Here is a 15,266-nt window from a genome sequence, read left to right on the forward strand (position 1 = left end):
CGAGCGCCCGGACCGCGTGGGACGAAAACTCGCCGGTTACGCCAAGCTGGCCACCACCACCGGCATCACCACCCCCATCCTGTTCTGGGTCCCCACCGCCCGCCGGGAAGCCCGCGTCCGGCGCGCCCTGTCCGCCGCGCTCACCAGCCTCGACGACCCATCGCTGGTGCCGGTGGCCACCTCCAGCGCCGACTTCCTCGACGACCAGCACAACGACCCCGCCGCGGCCCGCTGGCAGCCGCTGGACGCCCGGCAACCCGCACCGCAACGCCTGTGGCTCGCCGAACTCGGCTCAGCCTGGCCCCACCTGCCACCCCTGGCCGCCTCATCCACCGATCCCACCCAGGCCGGCAGCACCGACCCGGCCGGCGCCCTCCTGCCGCCGGCCCCACTGCCGCCCGACCCATCAGACCGTCGCACACCGCGGTAAACAGACATGGGAAAGATCACCACCGCGGCCCTGGGGCTGCTGATCCTGGTCGCCGTTCTCGGCGGCGCCGGGGCAGGGGGCATGCTGTCCGCCTTCGGCAGCAGCGGCACCCAGCCCAGCCGGGCCGCACTCACCGACATCCCGCCCGACTACCTCGCCCTCTACATGGACGCCGCCACCACCTGCCCCGGCCTGGACTGGTCCGTTCTGGCCGGCATCGGCAAGAGGGAATCAGACCATGGCCGCTCGACACTTCCCGGCGTTCCTCGCGGCACGAAAAACGAAGCCGGGGCCCGCGGCCCCATGCAGTTCTTGCTGCCCACCTTCCAGAGCGTCGTCGCCAAACACCCGCTGCCGAAGGGCGGAGCCACTCCGCCCTCGCCGTACAACAAGCAGGACGCGATCTATGCCGCCGCCTCGTACCTGTGCGACTCCGGCGCCCGAGACGGCCGCAACCTCACCGACGCCATCTACGCCTACAATCACGACAACTGGTACGTCTCACAAATCCTCACCCAGGCCCAGGCCTACACCAGCGACGCAGCCTTCGGTGCCGACACCACCCCCACCCCCACCGCCCTGCAGGCGATCAACTACGCCCAAGGCCAGCTCGGGCTCCCCTACGAGTGGGGCGGCAACGGCCCCGCTACTGGCGACGCAGGATTCGACTGTTCCGGCCTGACCAAGGCCGCCTACGCCGCTGCCGGAATCGCCCTGCCCCGTACTGCCCAGACGCAATACGACGCCGGCCCCCGCGTCCCCGCAGGACACCAGCTCAAGCCGGGAGACCTGGTCTTCTACGGCAACCCCGATGGCGGCATCCACCACGTCGGCCTCTACACCGGAGGCGGGCAAATGATCGATGCCCCCCGCCCGGGAAAGACAATCAAAGTCGAGCCGTACCGGTATCGGGGAGACGACTACGCGGGCGCCACCAGACCATCAACGTGATCTCAGGGCTTGCGCTGCGTGGGCAATCCGGGACTTGCCTCGGTGTGGTCGGTAAGCAGTTGCCGCATGGCCGCTTCGGCCGCCGAGCCATTACCGGTAGCGAGGGCGTCGACGATCTGTGCGTGCTGCGCAAGCGAGGCCTTGTTGCCAAGACTGCAGCCGCTGGGCAGGGCATCGGCGTCCTGGAGAGCGGCTGCCACACTCCTGGATAAATGCTCCAACACGCGGTTGCCGGCCATCTGGATCAGCAGGGCGTGGAACTCAGCGTCGGCGCGCGAGAAGGCGATCGCGTCGCCCTGCCCGACGGCCTGCCTCATGCCCACGACCATGTCCGCGAGTTGACCTCGTGCCTTGTCGTGTCCGTGCGCGGCGGCAAGGCGAGCGGCGAGCGGCTCGATCGTCCAGCGCAGCTCGCTCAGCTCACGGCGCTGGTCATCACGCTGCGGGCCAAAGGCCCGCCACTCGATGATGTCGGGGTCGAGAAGGTTCCAGTCACTGACGGGGCGCACGCGTGTACCGACGTTCGGTCGGGCGCTGACCAGCCCCTTTGCCTCCAGGACGCGGAGGGATTCACGGACGACGGTGCGGGAGACCTCGAACCGCTGCCCGATCTCCTCGGGTACCAGCGGGCGGTCCGCACCCAGGTCGCCAGCGACGATCATCTGGCCCAGTTGCTGGACGAGTTGGCCGTGCAGCCCGCGCCCGCGGAGGCCGTTGGTGCTGGGGGTACTCACGCCTGCCTCTCCTCACCGATGTCGCGAGCCAGGTGCGGGACTTCGCCCCGCGCGCCACTGATGTCGACCGTGAGGTACGCACTGCCCTGGGCAGGGCGCCGTCCGTGCTCCGTGGTGCGGTCGCTCTCGTACTCGGCCGAAACGAACTCCCAGACTTTGAACGCGGGATCGCTCGCGTGCATGCCGAGAGCGAATGCTTCGATCTCGGTGCCGTCTCCCTGGGCTTCGTCGCCATAGAGCAGTTCATCGAACTGCTTGCCGCGTCCGGCGTCCTCAGAGGGCGCAGCGGCGGCCGACGCCTCGAATCTGCCGTCTCGCTGATATCCCGTAATGAACCAGCGCATGCTCTTCATAGCCACTCCTGAATCTCTCCGAAAAATTTCCCTTCATAGAAATACGGGGCACGGCACGCCCCGAATACCGATCTCGGGAAGGCAATTGTCTCGTCCAGCACGCGGCACCGGTGACCCGCACCGACTCGTACCGCGAGCACGTGGGCACCCCCAAGGGGGTCTCGGCCGCCTCCTGGATGCTCGTCGCGGGGTGCCTCGCACCGTTCTTCGTCGGCTGCTGGGGGCGGGGCCGGCTTGAGCCGTGGCCACGGCCGACGGGCAGTGAGGGGACAGCGACAGCACCGTAGTCCAAGGCACGCTCAAGGTGGCGCTGATGCAAGGTGCAACTCGCGACCCGACGGACGGTCGGACGGCCCGGGTCCTGTGAGGTCGCGCAGAAAGTGGCCCCGTGACAGGTAGGGGCCGAACGGCTAGGGGCCGGTCGGCTCGGCGTCGTCCTGTGTCAGGGCGCGCAGCAGGGTCCAGCCGGGCATTTGTTCACGGGGGCGGATGCCAGCTTCGAAGATTTCAGGGTCGTCGAAGATCGGCTCGCCGTTGGGTCGTCGAACATACGGTACAAATCCGTAGTCCACGCCGTCGTGGGCGTCGTAGCTCATCCAGGCGATCACTTCACGTTCGCCCTCGCGCAGCGGGTGGTTGGACACCGCTCGTGCCTGGACCCTGTCGGAGGTGGCGACCCAGACCTGGGGGACGGCGAAGACGAAGCGGGTGGTGTGGATCTCCCGGGCCTTCTGGGCCGCGCGTTGCTCGAATGCCGCGGCGGTGGGCTCGTCGCGCAGGTAGTCGTAGTCGGACAGGACGAGAGTGCGGTCGCCTTGCAACGCCGCCATCGCGGGGCAGTCCCGGTCGAGGATGGCCCGCTCCAGTCGGCCGGCCACGTCGAACAGCAGGCTCTCGGTGTCCTGGTTCACGTCAGTGGTCACTTCCCTGCGGCGGATTGTCCCCGGGCTTGAAGTCGTGGCACACACCCATGATCTCCACGGAGACATGGTCACCAAGATGGGGCAGGCACAGCAGAGTACGGCTGGTGCGGCTGTTCAGGCGACGTGCTACTCGGCTCGGCCTTTCCAGCCACTCCGTCCCGTCCAGCACTTCTGGCTCATCGGCCAGTTCCTTCACTGCAGCTCGGGCTTGAGCCAAGTCGATCTCCACTGTCCCTACCTCCAGGCTCCCCCGGCAGTCTTCCGTATCCGGGACGCTTACGGAGCCCGTGCAAATAGGTCAGTTACCGCCCCGCTCGATGCTGGCCTCGATGTAGTCCGACAGCTGATGGGCAAGGTGATTGGCCGCCTGGACGGCCTCCCGCAGGACAGCGACGGCTGCCTCGATGCCCGCCCGGTTCAGATCCGGTTCTCCCAGCACCGCCATCGCCTCGCTCAGTGTCGCGACCTTCAGCGGACTGGGGTCCACGATGTCCAACAGCCAGCGGTAAACGCCCTCGTCCCCGTCATCTACGAACTCGAAGGTAATGGTCGTCTCCCCGGGATTGCCGATCACGCCGGCGGTCTGAGCGGCCTTGACCAGGAGGGACACGCCGTCCTCCTCACCCGGCTGACGAGGGTCCCAGGCCATCCCGATCGGCGGGGAATCAGTGCTGTACTCCGAAACGTCGCCGCCGAAGCTCGCGTCAACTTCGTAGGCAACGACGAGTTCGGTCAGCCAGGCACGGGCCACTTCCTCATGAAAGCTGAAGGGGTCCACCAGCGCTCTCCTTTCTGTGGCGTTGGGGTGGTGGACTGGCACGCTCGGTTGGCCCGCCCCCGAGCAGAGAGGACCGGGAGCAGGCGCGACCGGCGGCGGGGAATGCAGGCGAAGCCGCTGGAATCTTGATCAATGACGCACGGACCCGAGGCGGGCCGGTTGGAGGTCGCACGCCATTGGGAACGCGCTCGCCAAAGACCGCCTCGCCGCCGGCATGGGGGAGCATCTACAGCAGGTGCACCCTGTCCGGGCATGTGAGGTAGGTGACCTGCACGGCCATCAACTCTCAGGAAATCCGTCGGCCGCGTCAGTGCAGTCCGGCGGTCTTGAGGACCCGCTCGGCCATGTCCAGGGCAACGCCCGAGTCGTCCCATCCGGGGTCCTGTGTGCTCACTAGCAAGGCCAGATCGACGAGTTGCCGGTCCAGGCCCGTGGGCGTCAGGCGTACGCACAGGCCGGAGGCGTAGGCGAGGTAGAAGGTCCAGCCATCCCTGGTGAAGCGGGCGCCGTCGCGTTCGGCGTCGGCCACTCCGGGCAGCAAGATGCGGGGAACAGCCGGTTCGAGGATCCGGTACCACGCGGTCCCGCCGAGGGAGAGGTCCACGTGGTAGACGCCCGGCCCGGCGGCCAGGACATGAGGGTCGACCGGCTCGCCGGGAAGGACGCCCATCGGGGTGCCGCTCCAGGTCACCGGATACCGCCAGCCGTCGCGATGCCACACGGTAACCCCGTTGGGCTGGTGCTCCCCTACCGCGGTCGCCCCGGCCAGCAGCGCGTTGACCTCGTCCGGCGCAACGTGCCGGGGCTCGGCGTCGGCGTCGAACGGGAAGATGTAGGTGAAGCAGTCACTTCCGTCGCCGTCGTGCAACCAAGTGATCTTGTTGCCCTCAATGCGGTAGAGGCCCTTCCTCGGCCACTCGGTGCGTCCGGTGTTCGGGATGCCCTCGATGGCGTATTGGATGACTTTCGGCCCGATGGACGTGATGGTCCGTGGACCGGACATGTGGGGGTGTGTGTGGTTGACGCACTGGAATGCCGTGCAGGCCTGGGCACGGCGCTTGAACTCGGCAAGGCTGATCGGCATGTCCTTTCCTCCGTTTCTGGACATGAAAAGGGCGGCTCCCGACCAGTGAGCCGCCGATGAAGGAGCGCGGGGGCGTGGTGCGCGTAGGCGCAGCCGCCGGCCTTCTCCTTGTCGTTCTGGAGCCGCGCGTCGAGCGCCCAGTCCGTGATCATGTGTTGCCGCTCTGCCCGGACCTGGGCGGTCTTCAGCCCGGGAGCCGAGGCGGACCAGGGTTCGTCGGCGAATGCCTTGCGTGAGCCCTACAGCTCCACCGGGTGCTTCAGTGCAGCAGTACATGGGGGAACGGTGTGGTGCCGCGGCCTCGGGTCCGGGGGCTGCCCGTGCAGTGGGTAGTTCCGTCGAGGGCGGTCAGGGTCTCGGAGACTGCCGAGGTACAGAGCGCGGTGCCGCAGTGTGCGCAGAAGCCGCGCAGGTGGATCTCCTCGGCGTCCTTGCCTCCGCAGACGTGGTCCAGCAGGGCGGCCAGGTATCGCAGGTCCTGAGGGGCGCTGACGATCAACTGGGCGTTGGCGCGGGCTGCGGCGATGTCCTCGGCAGGCGTCTCTGTGTCGCTGGGGCCGTCGTGGTTGACGGCGCTCTCCGCCACGCGGATGTCGTCGACGTCGGTCACCACGAAATCGGTGTGGACGGCGTCGGAGTCGTCGCTCGCAACGAGGCCACCGTGCCGGTCGAACACGAACTCCTCGACGACCCAGGGGCTTTGGGTTGCGGCGTCCACGCGGTCGCGGCTCGCAGTGAGCCGGTCGGAGCGCGCGTATTCTGCGGGGAGGGCTGCGGCCTTGATCAGATCGAGCCGGTAGTGGGATTTTCCGTCGTGCTCCCCCTCGTACTGGCACAGAGGCATCCAGGCGGCCCGGTTGAACTGGTTGAGGACGGCGAGCGCCTCGTCCACGGCGTCCAGAGCGATGGTGTTGGGAAGATACCGCTCGGTGGTGTCGGCGGCCCAGTAAGTGCCGTCCACGCTGAGCTTGTTCTTTATCTANNTAGATAAAGAACAAGCTCAGCAGGAAGCGGTGACGTTGCCGCAGTAGATCCAGCCGTACCAATCGTGGAGACTGTCGCCGCTGATGCTGGTGTACCTGACGTAGTACCAGCGGTTATCGGAATCCGGGTTGATGGCGTAGTGGCTCCAGTACACCCTGCTGCCTGAGCCCGGCCGCCATACCTCGTCGCATCCGGCCGCGTAGCACTCCCTGATCGGGCCATTGTTCACTGTGGTGGTCGGGGTCCACGCGGCGGCAGCCGAGGGGGTAGAGGTCTGTGTCATGGTTGCCTGCGCCGCGGTGGGAAGAACGAGGGCGACGATCGCGGCGGCAGCAGCCGAAGCGGCGGCCAAGCGTTTGCGCATCTGATTTCTCCAATCACATGGATCCGCGAATCAAAAGCTGCGGTGTGTAGAAAGAGCATCCCGAAGCGTGCAGAGGAGGTCCTTGAATATCCGTGCAGGCCACTTGTCAATTCGTGCACGGATTTCATCCGAGCGCGAACGGATCGCATGATGCAGGCGGGGCTGCTGCGGTGCGTTCGTCATTCAGGATGCCGAGGGCGATGGCACTGGCCTTGTCAGTCCGCGCAGGGGTGTTGGAGATTCGCACACGTCTGGAGCGGCAGGTTTCTGTAGTCCCGTGGTGGGGTCCCGTAGGTGGCCCGGAACAGGCGGCTGAAGTGTGCTGGGTCGGTGAGGCCCCAGCGGGCGGCGATGGCCTGTACTGGGTGGGCGTGCAGTTGAGGGTTGGTCAGGTCGAGGCGGCATCGTTCCAGACGGCGGTGGCGTATCCAGGCTGCCGGCGAGGTGTCATCCTCGGCGAACATCTGCTGGAGGAGACGCAGGGAGATGTGGTGGGCGTCCGCGAGCGCCTGGGGGGTCAGGGCCGGGTCGGCGAGATGCTGTTCGACGAAGGCGCTGATCTGGGCCCGCAGGGCAGTCCGGCGGGCCTCCGGGCTTAGCGTCTCTACAGCCTCCAGGCAGTGGGCGATGACGGAGGCCAGGAGGTCCAGGGTGACCGAGGTGAGTGTGGGGATGTCGGCCGGGGTGAACTCGGCGGCGCGCGCGTTGAGGTCGGTCAGCCAGCGGGTGAACACCCCGCCCATGCCGCGGCGCCCGCTGATCGGGGCCGCGAACAGTGGCCGCACCTGCTTTTCCGGCAGCGGCAGCAGCCTGCGAGGAAACTGCACTGTCACATGCGACCACCTGCCCGGATCGGCGTGAACATCACCCCGATAGGGAAAGCTGCTGTCCATCACCAGCAGGTCACCGACCCGCAGGGTCGTTTCATTCTGGTCCGGGGAGACAACCCCCTCCCCGCCGAGAAAATAGTTGATCAGGTACACCTCGGGGTCGGACTGCCGTATCAGCTTCGCTGTCCGCGCGATCCCCAGATGCGAGTAGGCCAGGGCGGACACCTGCAACTCACCCAGATGCAGAACTCGCATACGGGCCCGGAAGTCGTCCTGAGTCTTACTGCTTAATCGGTTGCGCATGTGCGATTGCGAGGTGACTTCGCTGAATAACTCGAACCGCTCCGGCGCTGCCACTGCCTCCGTGCTGAACTCGCTCACTAGCATGCTCTACCCCCGTATCCCCTCGGCCGCCCCGCAAATCAAAGCTGGCACGGGGCGGCTCAGGCGGTCCAGAAGCACCCCAGCCATATGCCATAACGGCCTGGCACGATCCCGCCGCACGGCTCCGGAGAGCGGCGGTACTGCGGAGCCGACCTGCGTGGTTCGTACTCGACCACCGGTTCCGCCCGACCAGCTCGACAGGAAGATCCCGCAGGACCCAGGCCAGGCGGGTGACGTCGTAACCCGCGTCCATGACGATCGTGATGTCCGGGTCGCCGGGTGTCCACTGGCCGGCTGAGATGAGCCGCTCGGCCACGGCGCGCAGTTGGGTGGCGGTGACGGCCGTCGCATCGTCTTCGGGTCCGAGCCGGACCACGTCCAGGATCGACGTCCACGAGGTGGCTCCCAGTTCGAGGACGGCGACGAAGGAGTACGGCCAACCCGGGATGAACTGCGCGCGAGATCCCGGGCGTCGAGGCAGTAAGCGGGGGCAGCCATAGGGGTGCTCCTTCCTGTGGTCGGGTTCGAGAGGGCCGGGTCAGTCAAGTACAGGACCTTGTTGTTCACAGTGCGGCGCCGCTTTGGGTCGGCCGACAGTGGCGGGTCGTGTACGCGCCGGCCAGTCGTACAGCTCGTGCCGATCAGCCGCCGCATCCCGCTGTGCAGGCCCGTGGTGACTCGACCCGATACAGGACATCGACCGCCGCCTCTGACGTGGCGAAATCATGCGAGCGGATCGGATCCGCAGCCCGGGGTGCGATCGGCGGTCTGCTCTGCCCCTGCCGTGGCGCAGACCTCGCCGAGGAATGCGCCGCGCGGGCCGTCCACGGTGTTGAGGAACGCAGCAGCGCTCATGGTGGACTGCTTGCGATGCTGCCGCTGCTCGTGCTCCGCCACGCCGCGTTCGACCGCCGCCCGTGTGCCGTTTTTCCACGTCCCGACCATCTGCTCTGGTCCGGTGTGCACCGCCGGTCAGTGCTGACGGCCGGTGGCGTCCTCCGTATCCTCGGCCGCTGCGTCCCGGCGCCCGTCGATGGCTGCGGTTGCTCGCTGGTACGCGCGCGTCTGCTGTCCGATGCCCGCCAGATCCTCGATTTTCCGGATCTTGGCATCGAGAGCGCCGACGTGGTGCAGCATCGCAAGGTAGAACGTCAGGGCCTCCGGCCCCGGTGGAGAGCCGTGCGGCACCCTCGACAGGTATGCGTGCCGGAGCCTGCTCATCTCGGCGCACGACTTGCGGGCATCGACCATGTGGATCCAGCAGCCCGGGTACTGCACCCACATCCGGCAGCCGCAGCGCAGGTTGTACCAGCCGCTCACATCGCCGATCCGGTCGACCAGTTCGGGTTTTTCCAACGCCGGGACCGGCCAGCGGCGAGCCTGCCGCTCGTACGCGCTGATCACGTCCTGCGGAACTCCGTAGTGCTCATAGATCGCCCGGCGTTCCGGCAGGGCGTGCCACACGGACTTGTTGAGTGCAACCTCGGCATACGCGGCATGAAGTCGCTGCGACTCTGGGCACTCGACCGTGTTGGAACTTTGGGTATGCAGCCGCCAGTCCCTCACTACGAAAACCTCGCAGCCGCAGGTCAGGAAGAACCAGCCGTCCTTTCCAACCTGGTCAACCGTCATGACAGGCTTCCTCTCCCTTCCGTATGGGGCGAGCTGGCCCCAGAAGAGACGGAATAATGCGTCACTGCCCATACTTCGCGTCTTTTTGGGGCTCGCTTCTGTTACTCGAACCACAGCAGTTCCCGCAGTTCGTCCGGGCCGCTTTCTTACTGGCTGCCGGGAGTTGGTGCGCGGTTGGCCACGATCACACGCCGTTTGGAGCCCCGGAGTCCATCTGCCGGTCGGCCTTCTGCGCTGCCTCCGAAAACGTCCCCTCGCGCGTTCAGTGCGTGTGTCCGCCCACCTGTCCCGAGTCGCCCAGGTCGGGTGGCTCGGTGTAGTCGACACCTGATTCCGGGGAGACGATGTCTCCCGATTCGGTGTCGGTGCAGTAGGCGTCGAACACCTCGCCCGCGGTAAGCGGCTGGAGTTCGTCTTCGCGTAGTCGCCAGCCGTAGACGCGGTCGCTCGTGCCGGAGGCGCTGGTACGCATCACGAGGCCTGCGGCGCTGTGTGTCGCGATGCCGAGGGCGAGGACCGTGGTGAATTCCAGCGCTCCGGCCTCGTCGAGTGGTGTGTCGCCGCCGGGACTCTCGTCGGCGTGCAGGACGGCGGTAAGGGTCTCGGACTCGGCGGAAACGCTGCAAACGAGGTGGCGCTCGCCGGTGCCCGCAGCATCAAGGATGCGCAGGAGCAGGTCCGAGGCACGGGCGAAGGCCGAGCGGCCGATGTCTTCTCCGCAGGTGGCGCAGGGACCCATGCGAGCGAGAACGGTGGCCGCGTACTCCCAGGTGGCCTTGCGGACAGCGTTGTCAAGAAGCTCGGAGACGAGTTCGGTGAGGGGCTGTCCCTCATAGGAGAGGGCTGGACCGGTGGTGGCAAGTTCGGCGGTGAAGCGAGTGCGACTCGCCGGGGCATCGGGGTCCAAGCCGCTCTCGGCGCAGAACTCGGCGTATTTCTCGGGATCGAAGAAGGCGACAGTGGTGTGGCTTCCTTCATCTGCCCGGGTTCGGAGCAGGGACTCCGCCTGCCGGAGATAAGAATCGTAGTTGTCGAAAGGAAAGGTGCGGTAGCGCCGCATCGCAGTGAAGTCCCGCTCGTCAGTGAGCAGGCCGATGGTGCCCGCTATTTCGCGGCACACGACGCGTCGCATCGAGTGCTGATTCGTGTAGGCCATAGTGATCCCTGTGTGCAGTAATGTGAGTACGTGAGTGCTTCCCAGGTTTCGCGGACGGCTGACGGGGCCGCAAACAGGGTTGGCGGCGCCCCGACGTGGTGCGCCTTACTCAAATACGTCGCCCAGATCCGGCCGATTACCGATCACGCGGAGATGCGTCGCGTTTTGGCCAGTTTTCGATCTATCAACTGGCAGACCCGAAAGGGCTGCCACGACCGCCTTGGCCAAGCTCGGCTCGGGTATTCCGGTGCTGATCTGCTTCGCGGAGGCTCCGGGGCAGGTCTCACGCCGCCGAGACGCTCCGCAAGGCTTCCTGGCGTTCGCGGAATTCGGTCAGCGTCAGCGGGCGGGACCGGCCGCCGGTTCGGTCACGCAGGATCGCCACGTCGCCGAGCTCGGCTCGCAGCTCTCGCTCCTGGCGTTCGGCTTCCGCGTACCGCTCGGGGAAGACCTCCAGTACGCGGGCCCAGTGCTTGTGGCCGCCGCGGACGCACAGCGAGCCGCAGTTGTTGTGCCCGAAGCCGAGCTCGTACAGCTGGGGCGGTTCGAGGCCGGCCGCTCGGGCCTGGTCGAGCATCTCGTCCTTGGTCAGGTACGGCGGATTGCACATCGGGAAGGTGACGGTCCACGGTGCCCAGCCGCGTTCGATTGCGGGCGTGCGGCGCTGCTCGGACCAGTCGATGCCGACGTGCAAGACGGTATCGGCCGGATCGGCGTGCGTCTCCAGCCAGCGCCGGCACGGTCGTTGCTTCAGAAATTCCGAGCAGGGCGCGATGCGGCTGTTTCCAAGGAAGCGTTGCTGCCAGAAGACCTCGAACGGGGTGCGCCCGTCGGCAACGCGTGTGATCGGCACTCCGATCTGGTCCGCTGCCTGGCGCAGAAACCGGTACAGATCTGGATCTTCGATCAGCGTGTCCGCGAAGAGCAGGATCAGGTTATCCGTGCCGTGTTCGGCGGCGACGCGCTGGGCTGCGGCCCAGCTGCCGATCCCGCCGGAGAACTGGAACACATTCCTGGTCACCGGCTCAACCCGCTACATATGGCCAAGGACTTCGATATTCATCTCTCCGCGGCAAGACTCCCTCCACATGCCAAATTTCCGTCGCTCTCGTACACAACCGCGCAGAACTCCATGATCTCAAATTCGGGGATCGAGTGCCTGCATGTCGAGGGTGAAAACTTCGGTCTCCCGGTCCAGTTCGACCAGGTCGAGGCCATCGCCACCTCACATGGTTTTCAAGTACTGCGGCGCTCATTCACCGCACCTCTGGCAGCGTGCAGTTCTTCCCTTTCATGGATATACGGTGCTCAGCGAGTCCCGAATACCGACCTTGGGAGCACTGGCCCTTTCGTCCATATTCACTACCAGCTGTGCGTGCTGACGCGCGCCACGAGCATGACAGGGCTACCGGAGATCAGCCTTCTACTGGATCGTCGTCGCGGAGGCCGGCCTCGTGCCGTTCCTCGGATTCCCCTGGGACTGCCGGGGTTGGTTCTCTGGGCTCGGGGGTCACGCGTACATGGGCTGTCGCGGTGAAGCGGGTCCGGGATTCTCGGTCATAGCCATTGATGACAACTTCTCCCTGGCGCTGGTCGGCGTGGTCGATCACCAGGCCGGCGTGGGAGGCCTGACCGTCGCCGCAGACGGTGAAGTGATCAGCGATCTCGCCGATCAGGGTGGTCTCGATCTGCTGCTTCTCCAGCATGGATCCTCCCTTCTTGATCGAGACGTATCGGGTAGGAACCGGCCCGCTGAGTCTGACGTGGCGAGGAAGACTGCAGGCCGCGGGCCGGTGGTCAAGGAACAGCTCCAGGGATCTGGTCCTGGTTCAGCGGGGCTGGCCCTGCCAGGTGGGTGCCGGGCGGATCAGCGCGTCACAGCGGCGTTTCCGTCCCGCTCCGTGAGCCACTTGCTGGCCTCGCTGGCCGCGTCGCGCTGGCGGCCGGTCCAGAACTGGTTCTTGAACTGAGCGGCTGTCTTCGGCGTGATGAAGGCGTTCTTGTAGCCGATCTGGGTGTACGCGAGTTCGGGGGTGAGAACGAAGCCGTTCGCGAACAGGCCGTTGGCCGCATACATCCTGAGGCGGAAGTACAGCTCGGTCCAGTTCTTCTCCGTGATCTCCTGGATCCCCACGATTTCGAAGATCATGTCGTCCAGGTACGTCGTCTTCTCGGAGCCAGTCACCGTGCCTCCCCCTTCGGGTCAGGAAGCTGGGCGGGGCGGGCATCCATCCAGATCCCGCCGTCGGTGTCGGGAGGCGTGAGGGGAAGGCCGCGGAAGATCAGCGTGCGGCGGAAGCCGCTGGTCATCTCGGTGGCTTCCCGAAGGTAGTTGCGAGCAAGCATTTCGGCCTCCTGGTAGCCGTCCCCTTCAGCGGCAACGACATAAGGCTGATCCTGGTCCTCGTTATCAGGCTGATCGAAGACGAAGGTGAAGGTCTGCATGGTGTGAACTCCCTTGCGCTTGTGGGTATTTGCGGGTCTTTGTGACAGAAGGTCACGGGAAGCAGAGCGGCGAGGTGGCCGCGTGTGATGGGCAAGAACGACCCGCCGTATGACCGCGGGCCACAGCCAGGTCTCAGCGATGCCTCCGGCGGCCGATCCGGTCAGGCGCCGGTTGTGCGGGGAAACAGGCACCCAGTCCCGAAGGCGGAGGGGTGCAGGGCGGGCCCAGCCCGTAAGCGGAGATCGATCCGGCATCCCGCGGCCGTTCAACGGGTCCGCTCTGCTGGTGAGTTACCGGGCCCTGGTAGAGCTGCCCGTCCGGAGACACGCTCCGGACGGGGCGCTGCGGTCTGGGTCATCACCGCGCCAGGAGCAGCAGTTTGCGATGGGCCTTGGACTTCAGGTCGTCGTTCGTTCCTTCCAGCGACCGCTGTGCACGCGCCAGGTCCTCGGACAGGTTGCGGGGCACGACCCCCATTCGGTGGTCCAGGTAGTCAGTGATGGTGCGCTCTGCCGCGTACGCGGTGCGTCCCAGCTTCCGGGCCCCGTCGTGGAACATGCCCTCCAGCTCGTCGTGCCGTTGCTGGGCGAAGGTCTTCTGTCGGTCGGTGGCGTCCTCGTCGACCGTCCACACGCCGTCGATCAGCTTGTGGAAGTCGTCGATCAGCAGGTCGGTGCGCACGAGTTGGTTCTCCTCGCGCTCGAAGGCCTTCGCGTAGTCGAGCGTCAGGCCGAGCGTGCGGCGGGCCTCTTCCAGGGCCGACAGGCCGCCCTTGGTGTGCCGGATGCCCCAGCGGTGCACGGCGTCCCGGGTCGCGAAGCGCTCGGTGTTGCCGCACTCGATGCGCCAGGGCGTGACGACGGACTCGGCCGAGGATGTGCCGTCGTGGGAGTTGATCGCGGCGAGGTAGAGGGCGATCTCGTCGTCCAGGCCGCCGCGGTCGATCACGATCGAGTGGGGGATCTGCATGGTCACGAAGGTCTTCCGGCCGCCGCGCAGGGCGCCGGCCGACTCCCAGAGGGCGTCGTCGCGCTCGACCAGGTCCTGAAGGAATTCGAAGACACGCCGGTTCTGGAAGACCTTGTACCGATCGCCCACGGTGCCGAGGGCGTTGCCTGTGTCCGTGCGGAGGGTGACGTAGTGGTCGGTGGCGTCGCGGATGCCGTCGTCCCACTTGTACAGCACGGGCCGTTTGCTGACCTCCCAGTCGATCCGGGCCAGCTTCAGTACCTCGTCGATGTCCGTGATCCCGCCGGGGATCACGGCGCCCAGGCCGTGCCAGGCCGGGGTGGTGGTGTAGAGGGCTGCTCCGCCGGTGGTGGTGTCCAGCCCGTGCTGGGCGAGGATCTGCTCGATCTGCCCCTGGGTGTTGCGTCGCACGGTGAAGGTCTCGCCCTCGTCCCAGCCGGTGAGGACGCGGTAACGGTCGCCGCCAATCGAGGCGATCTCGCCCCGGTCGATGCGCTCCTGGAATGCGCGTGCCTCCTCGCGCACGGCCTCGATCTGTTCTGTCTTCTCCTGCGTGAACGCCGCGTTGAGGTCAGTCGTCATGGTTCGGCTCCTTCAAGATCTCCTTGTGGGATGTGGTTGACGAGGCTCACCTGGGCGACCTTCGGCAGGCGGATATGGACAGGGCGCCAAGAAGTGGGTCCCGATCTCATCGATCAGTGCCGTGAGCGCCCCATCGCCCGTCTCGTCGCCACCTGTGGCTGAGCAACCACGCGGTCGAATGCCGCTCGGCTCACGACCGCGCTTCGTGGCCCATCTCGCGCAGCAGCGCGACAGCACGACTCTTGCCCTCGCTGCGGGTCTGGACGGTGATCTCGCCCTGGATGCGGTCGGCCGCCTCGTCGAGCAGCTCGGCCTTGATCGCGGGTACGGCCTCGCTGGCCTCCCGCCTGAAAGCGATCTCCGAGATGACGAACGGCTCGACCTTCCGGCCGTGCATCTTCATGAAGAACTTGATCGCCCAGATGACGTGGCCGCCGCACACCTCGAAGGTCGTCGACAGTCGGTCCGTCCGCAGGGCGTAGGTGGAAAGCCTCGTGCAGTCCCCCTTGTCACACACTCTGTCGTTGTCAGTCACGGCCTGACTCCTTGGTGAGGTCCTCAATACTGATGCGGCAGCGCTGCACGCGACCGGGCCCAACTGCGATGCCGACTTCGATCCAGCGGGTCGACGGCGCTGCGGTCATCCGGTGGATCGGCAGCTACGCG

At 66.4% G+C, this 15,266-nt stretch carries 19 protein-coding genes and 2 pseudogenes; 2 read left to right on the forward strand and 19 right to left on the reverse strand.

Translation table 11 applies throughout. From position 1 onward, the window contains the following. On the forward strand, positions 1-430 hold a 430-nt coding region (locus AOK01_RS21590), incomplete at its 5' end, for a hypothetical protein (protein ID WP_213862128.1). Between the two features lie 6 nt (positions 431-436). Next, a complete protein-coding gene (locus tag AOK01_RS21595) occupies positions 437-1,381 on the forward strand; it encodes a C40 family peptidase (RefSeq protein ID WP_055514185.1) in 945 nt (314 codons plus the stop codon). Positions 1,382-1,383: 2 nt separating this feature from the next. Here the strand turns inward: AOK01_RS21595 and AOK01_RS21600 are convergent. The 19 genes and pseudogenes from AOK01_RS21600 to AOK01_RS21680 form a co-directional block, all read right to left on the reverse strand. Beyond that, positions 1,384-2,100, reverse strand: a pseudogene (locus tag AOK01_RS21600) (FadR/GntR family transcriptional regulator); the annotation flags it as partial. Positions 2,101-2,111: 11 nt separating this feature from the next. Further along, complete coding sequence (locus AOK01_RS21605; protein WP_055514187.1) at positions 2,112-2,468, reverse strand: hypothetical protein; 357 nt, start codon at positions 2,466-2,468, stop codon at positions 2,112-2,114. A gap of 410 nt (positions 2,469-2,878) precedes the next feature. Then, positions 2,879-3,391, reverse strand: a complete 513-nt coding sequence (locus AOK01_RS21610; RefSeq protein ID WP_198427932.1) for a hypothetical protein — start codon at positions 3,389-3,391, stop codon at positions 2,879-2,881. Next, positions 3,381-3,620: a hypothetical protein gene (locus AOK01_RS43630; RefSeq protein ID WP_157871395.1), complete on the reverse strand. Its 240-nt coding sequence runs from the start codon at positions 3,618-3,620 to the stop codon at positions 3,381-3,383. Before AOK01_RS43630 ends, AOK01_RS21610 begins: the two co-directional genes overlap by 11 nt. 69 nt (positions 3,621-3,689) lie before the next feature. Continuing rightward, entirely contained in the window at positions 3,690-4,169 is a 480-nt protein-coding gene (locus AOK01_RS21615; protein WP_055514191.1) for a hypothetical protein, read from the reverse strand. A gap of 307 nt (positions 4,170-4,476) precedes the next feature. Further along, positions 4,477-5,253: a hypothetical protein gene (locus AOK01_RS21620; RefSeq protein WP_055514193.1), complete on the reverse strand. Its 777-nt coding sequence runs from the start codon at positions 5,251-5,253 to the stop codon at positions 4,477-4,479. 259 nt (positions 5,254-5,512) lie between these two features. Further along, a complete protein-coding gene (locus AOK01_RS21625) occupies positions 5,513-6,214 on the reverse strand; it encodes a hypothetical protein (RefSeq protein ID WP_055514195.1) in 702 nt (233 codons plus the stop codon). Between the two features lie 39 nt (positions 6,215-6,253). Beyond that, positions 6,254-6,601, reverse strand: a complete 348-nt coding sequence (locus AOK01_RS21630; protein WP_055514197.1) for a hypothetical protein — start codon at positions 6,599-6,601, stop codon at positions 6,254-6,256. Positions 6,602-6,816: 215 nt separating this feature from the next. Further along, entirely contained in the window at positions 6,817-7,818 is a 1,002-nt protein-coding gene (locus tag AOK01_RS21635) for an AraC-like ligand-binding domain-containing protein (protein WP_055514199.1), read from the reverse strand. Continuing rightward, positions 7,733-8,278: pseudogene (locus AOK01_RS46595) on the reverse strand (transposase); the annotation flags it as partial. The pseudogene AOK01_RS46595 and the gene AOK01_RS21635, both read right to left, overlap by 86 nt. Before the next feature lie 260 nt (positions 8,279-8,538). Further along, on the reverse strand, positions 8,539-8,781 hold the full coding sequence (locus tag AOK01_RS21640; protein ID WP_157871397.1) for a hypothetical protein: 243 nt from the start codon (positions 8,779-8,781) through the stop codon (positions 8,539-8,541). A gap of 6 nt (positions 8,782-8,787) precedes the next feature. Further along, positions 8,788-9,447, reverse strand: a complete 660-nt coding sequence (locus tag AOK01_RS21645; protein ID WP_055514203.1) for a hypothetical protein — start codon at positions 9,445-9,447, stop codon at positions 8,788-8,790. A gap of 262 nt (positions 9,448-9,709) precedes the next feature. Further along, positions 9,710-10,603 carry a hypothetical protein gene (locus AOK01_RS21650; RefSeq protein WP_055514205.1) on the reverse strand — a complete coding sequence of 298 codons (894 nt, stop codon included), beginning with the start codon at positions 10,601-10,603 and terminating at the stop codon, positions 9,710-9,712. A 283-nt stretch (positions 10,604-10,886) separates the two neighbouring features. Continuing rightward, positions 10,887-11,624 carry a hypothetical protein gene (locus AOK01_RS21655; protein WP_055514207.1) on the reverse strand — a complete coding sequence of 246 codons (738 nt, stop codon included), beginning with the start codon at positions 11,622-11,624 and terminating at the stop codon, positions 10,887-10,889. 394 nt (positions 11,625-12,018) lie between these two features. Continuing rightward, the gene (locus AOK01_RS21660; RefSeq protein ID WP_055514209.1) at positions 12,019-12,309 is read right to left on the reverse strand and encodes a hypothetical protein; all 291 of its coding nucleotides are present in this window, start codon (positions 12,307-12,309) and stop codon (positions 12,019-12,021) included. Between the two features lie 161 nt (positions 12,310-12,470). Then, a complete protein-coding gene (locus tag AOK01_RS21665; protein ID WP_055514211.1) occupies positions 12,471-12,788 on the reverse strand; it encodes a hypothetical protein in 318 nt (105 codons plus the stop codon). Next, positions 12,785-13,048, reverse strand: a complete 264-nt coding sequence (locus AOK01_RS21670; protein WP_055514214.1) for a hypothetical protein — start codon at positions 13,046-13,048, stop codon at positions 12,785-12,787. Before AOK01_RS21670 ends, AOK01_RS21665 begins: the two co-directional genes overlap by 4 nt. A gap of 358 nt (positions 13,049-13,406) precedes the next feature. Next, complete coding sequence (locus AOK01_RS21675; protein WP_055514216.1) at positions 13,407-14,600, reverse strand: DUF932 domain-containing protein; 1,194 nt, start codon at positions 14,598-14,600, stop codon at positions 13,407-13,409. Between the two features lie 190 nt (positions 14,601-14,790). Then, a complete protein-coding gene (locus AOK01_RS21680; protein ID WP_055514218.1) occupies positions 14,791-15,135 on the reverse strand; it encodes a hypothetical protein in 345 nt (114 codons plus the stop codon). Between the last annotated feature and the right edge of the window lie 131 nt (positions 15,136-15,266).

Source organism: Streptomyces aurantiacus, assembly GCF_001418335.1.
In the GTDB taxonomy this organism is placed as follows: Bacteria; Actinomycetota; Actinomycetes; order Streptomycetales; family Streptomycetaceae; genus Streptomyces; species Streptomyces aurantiacus.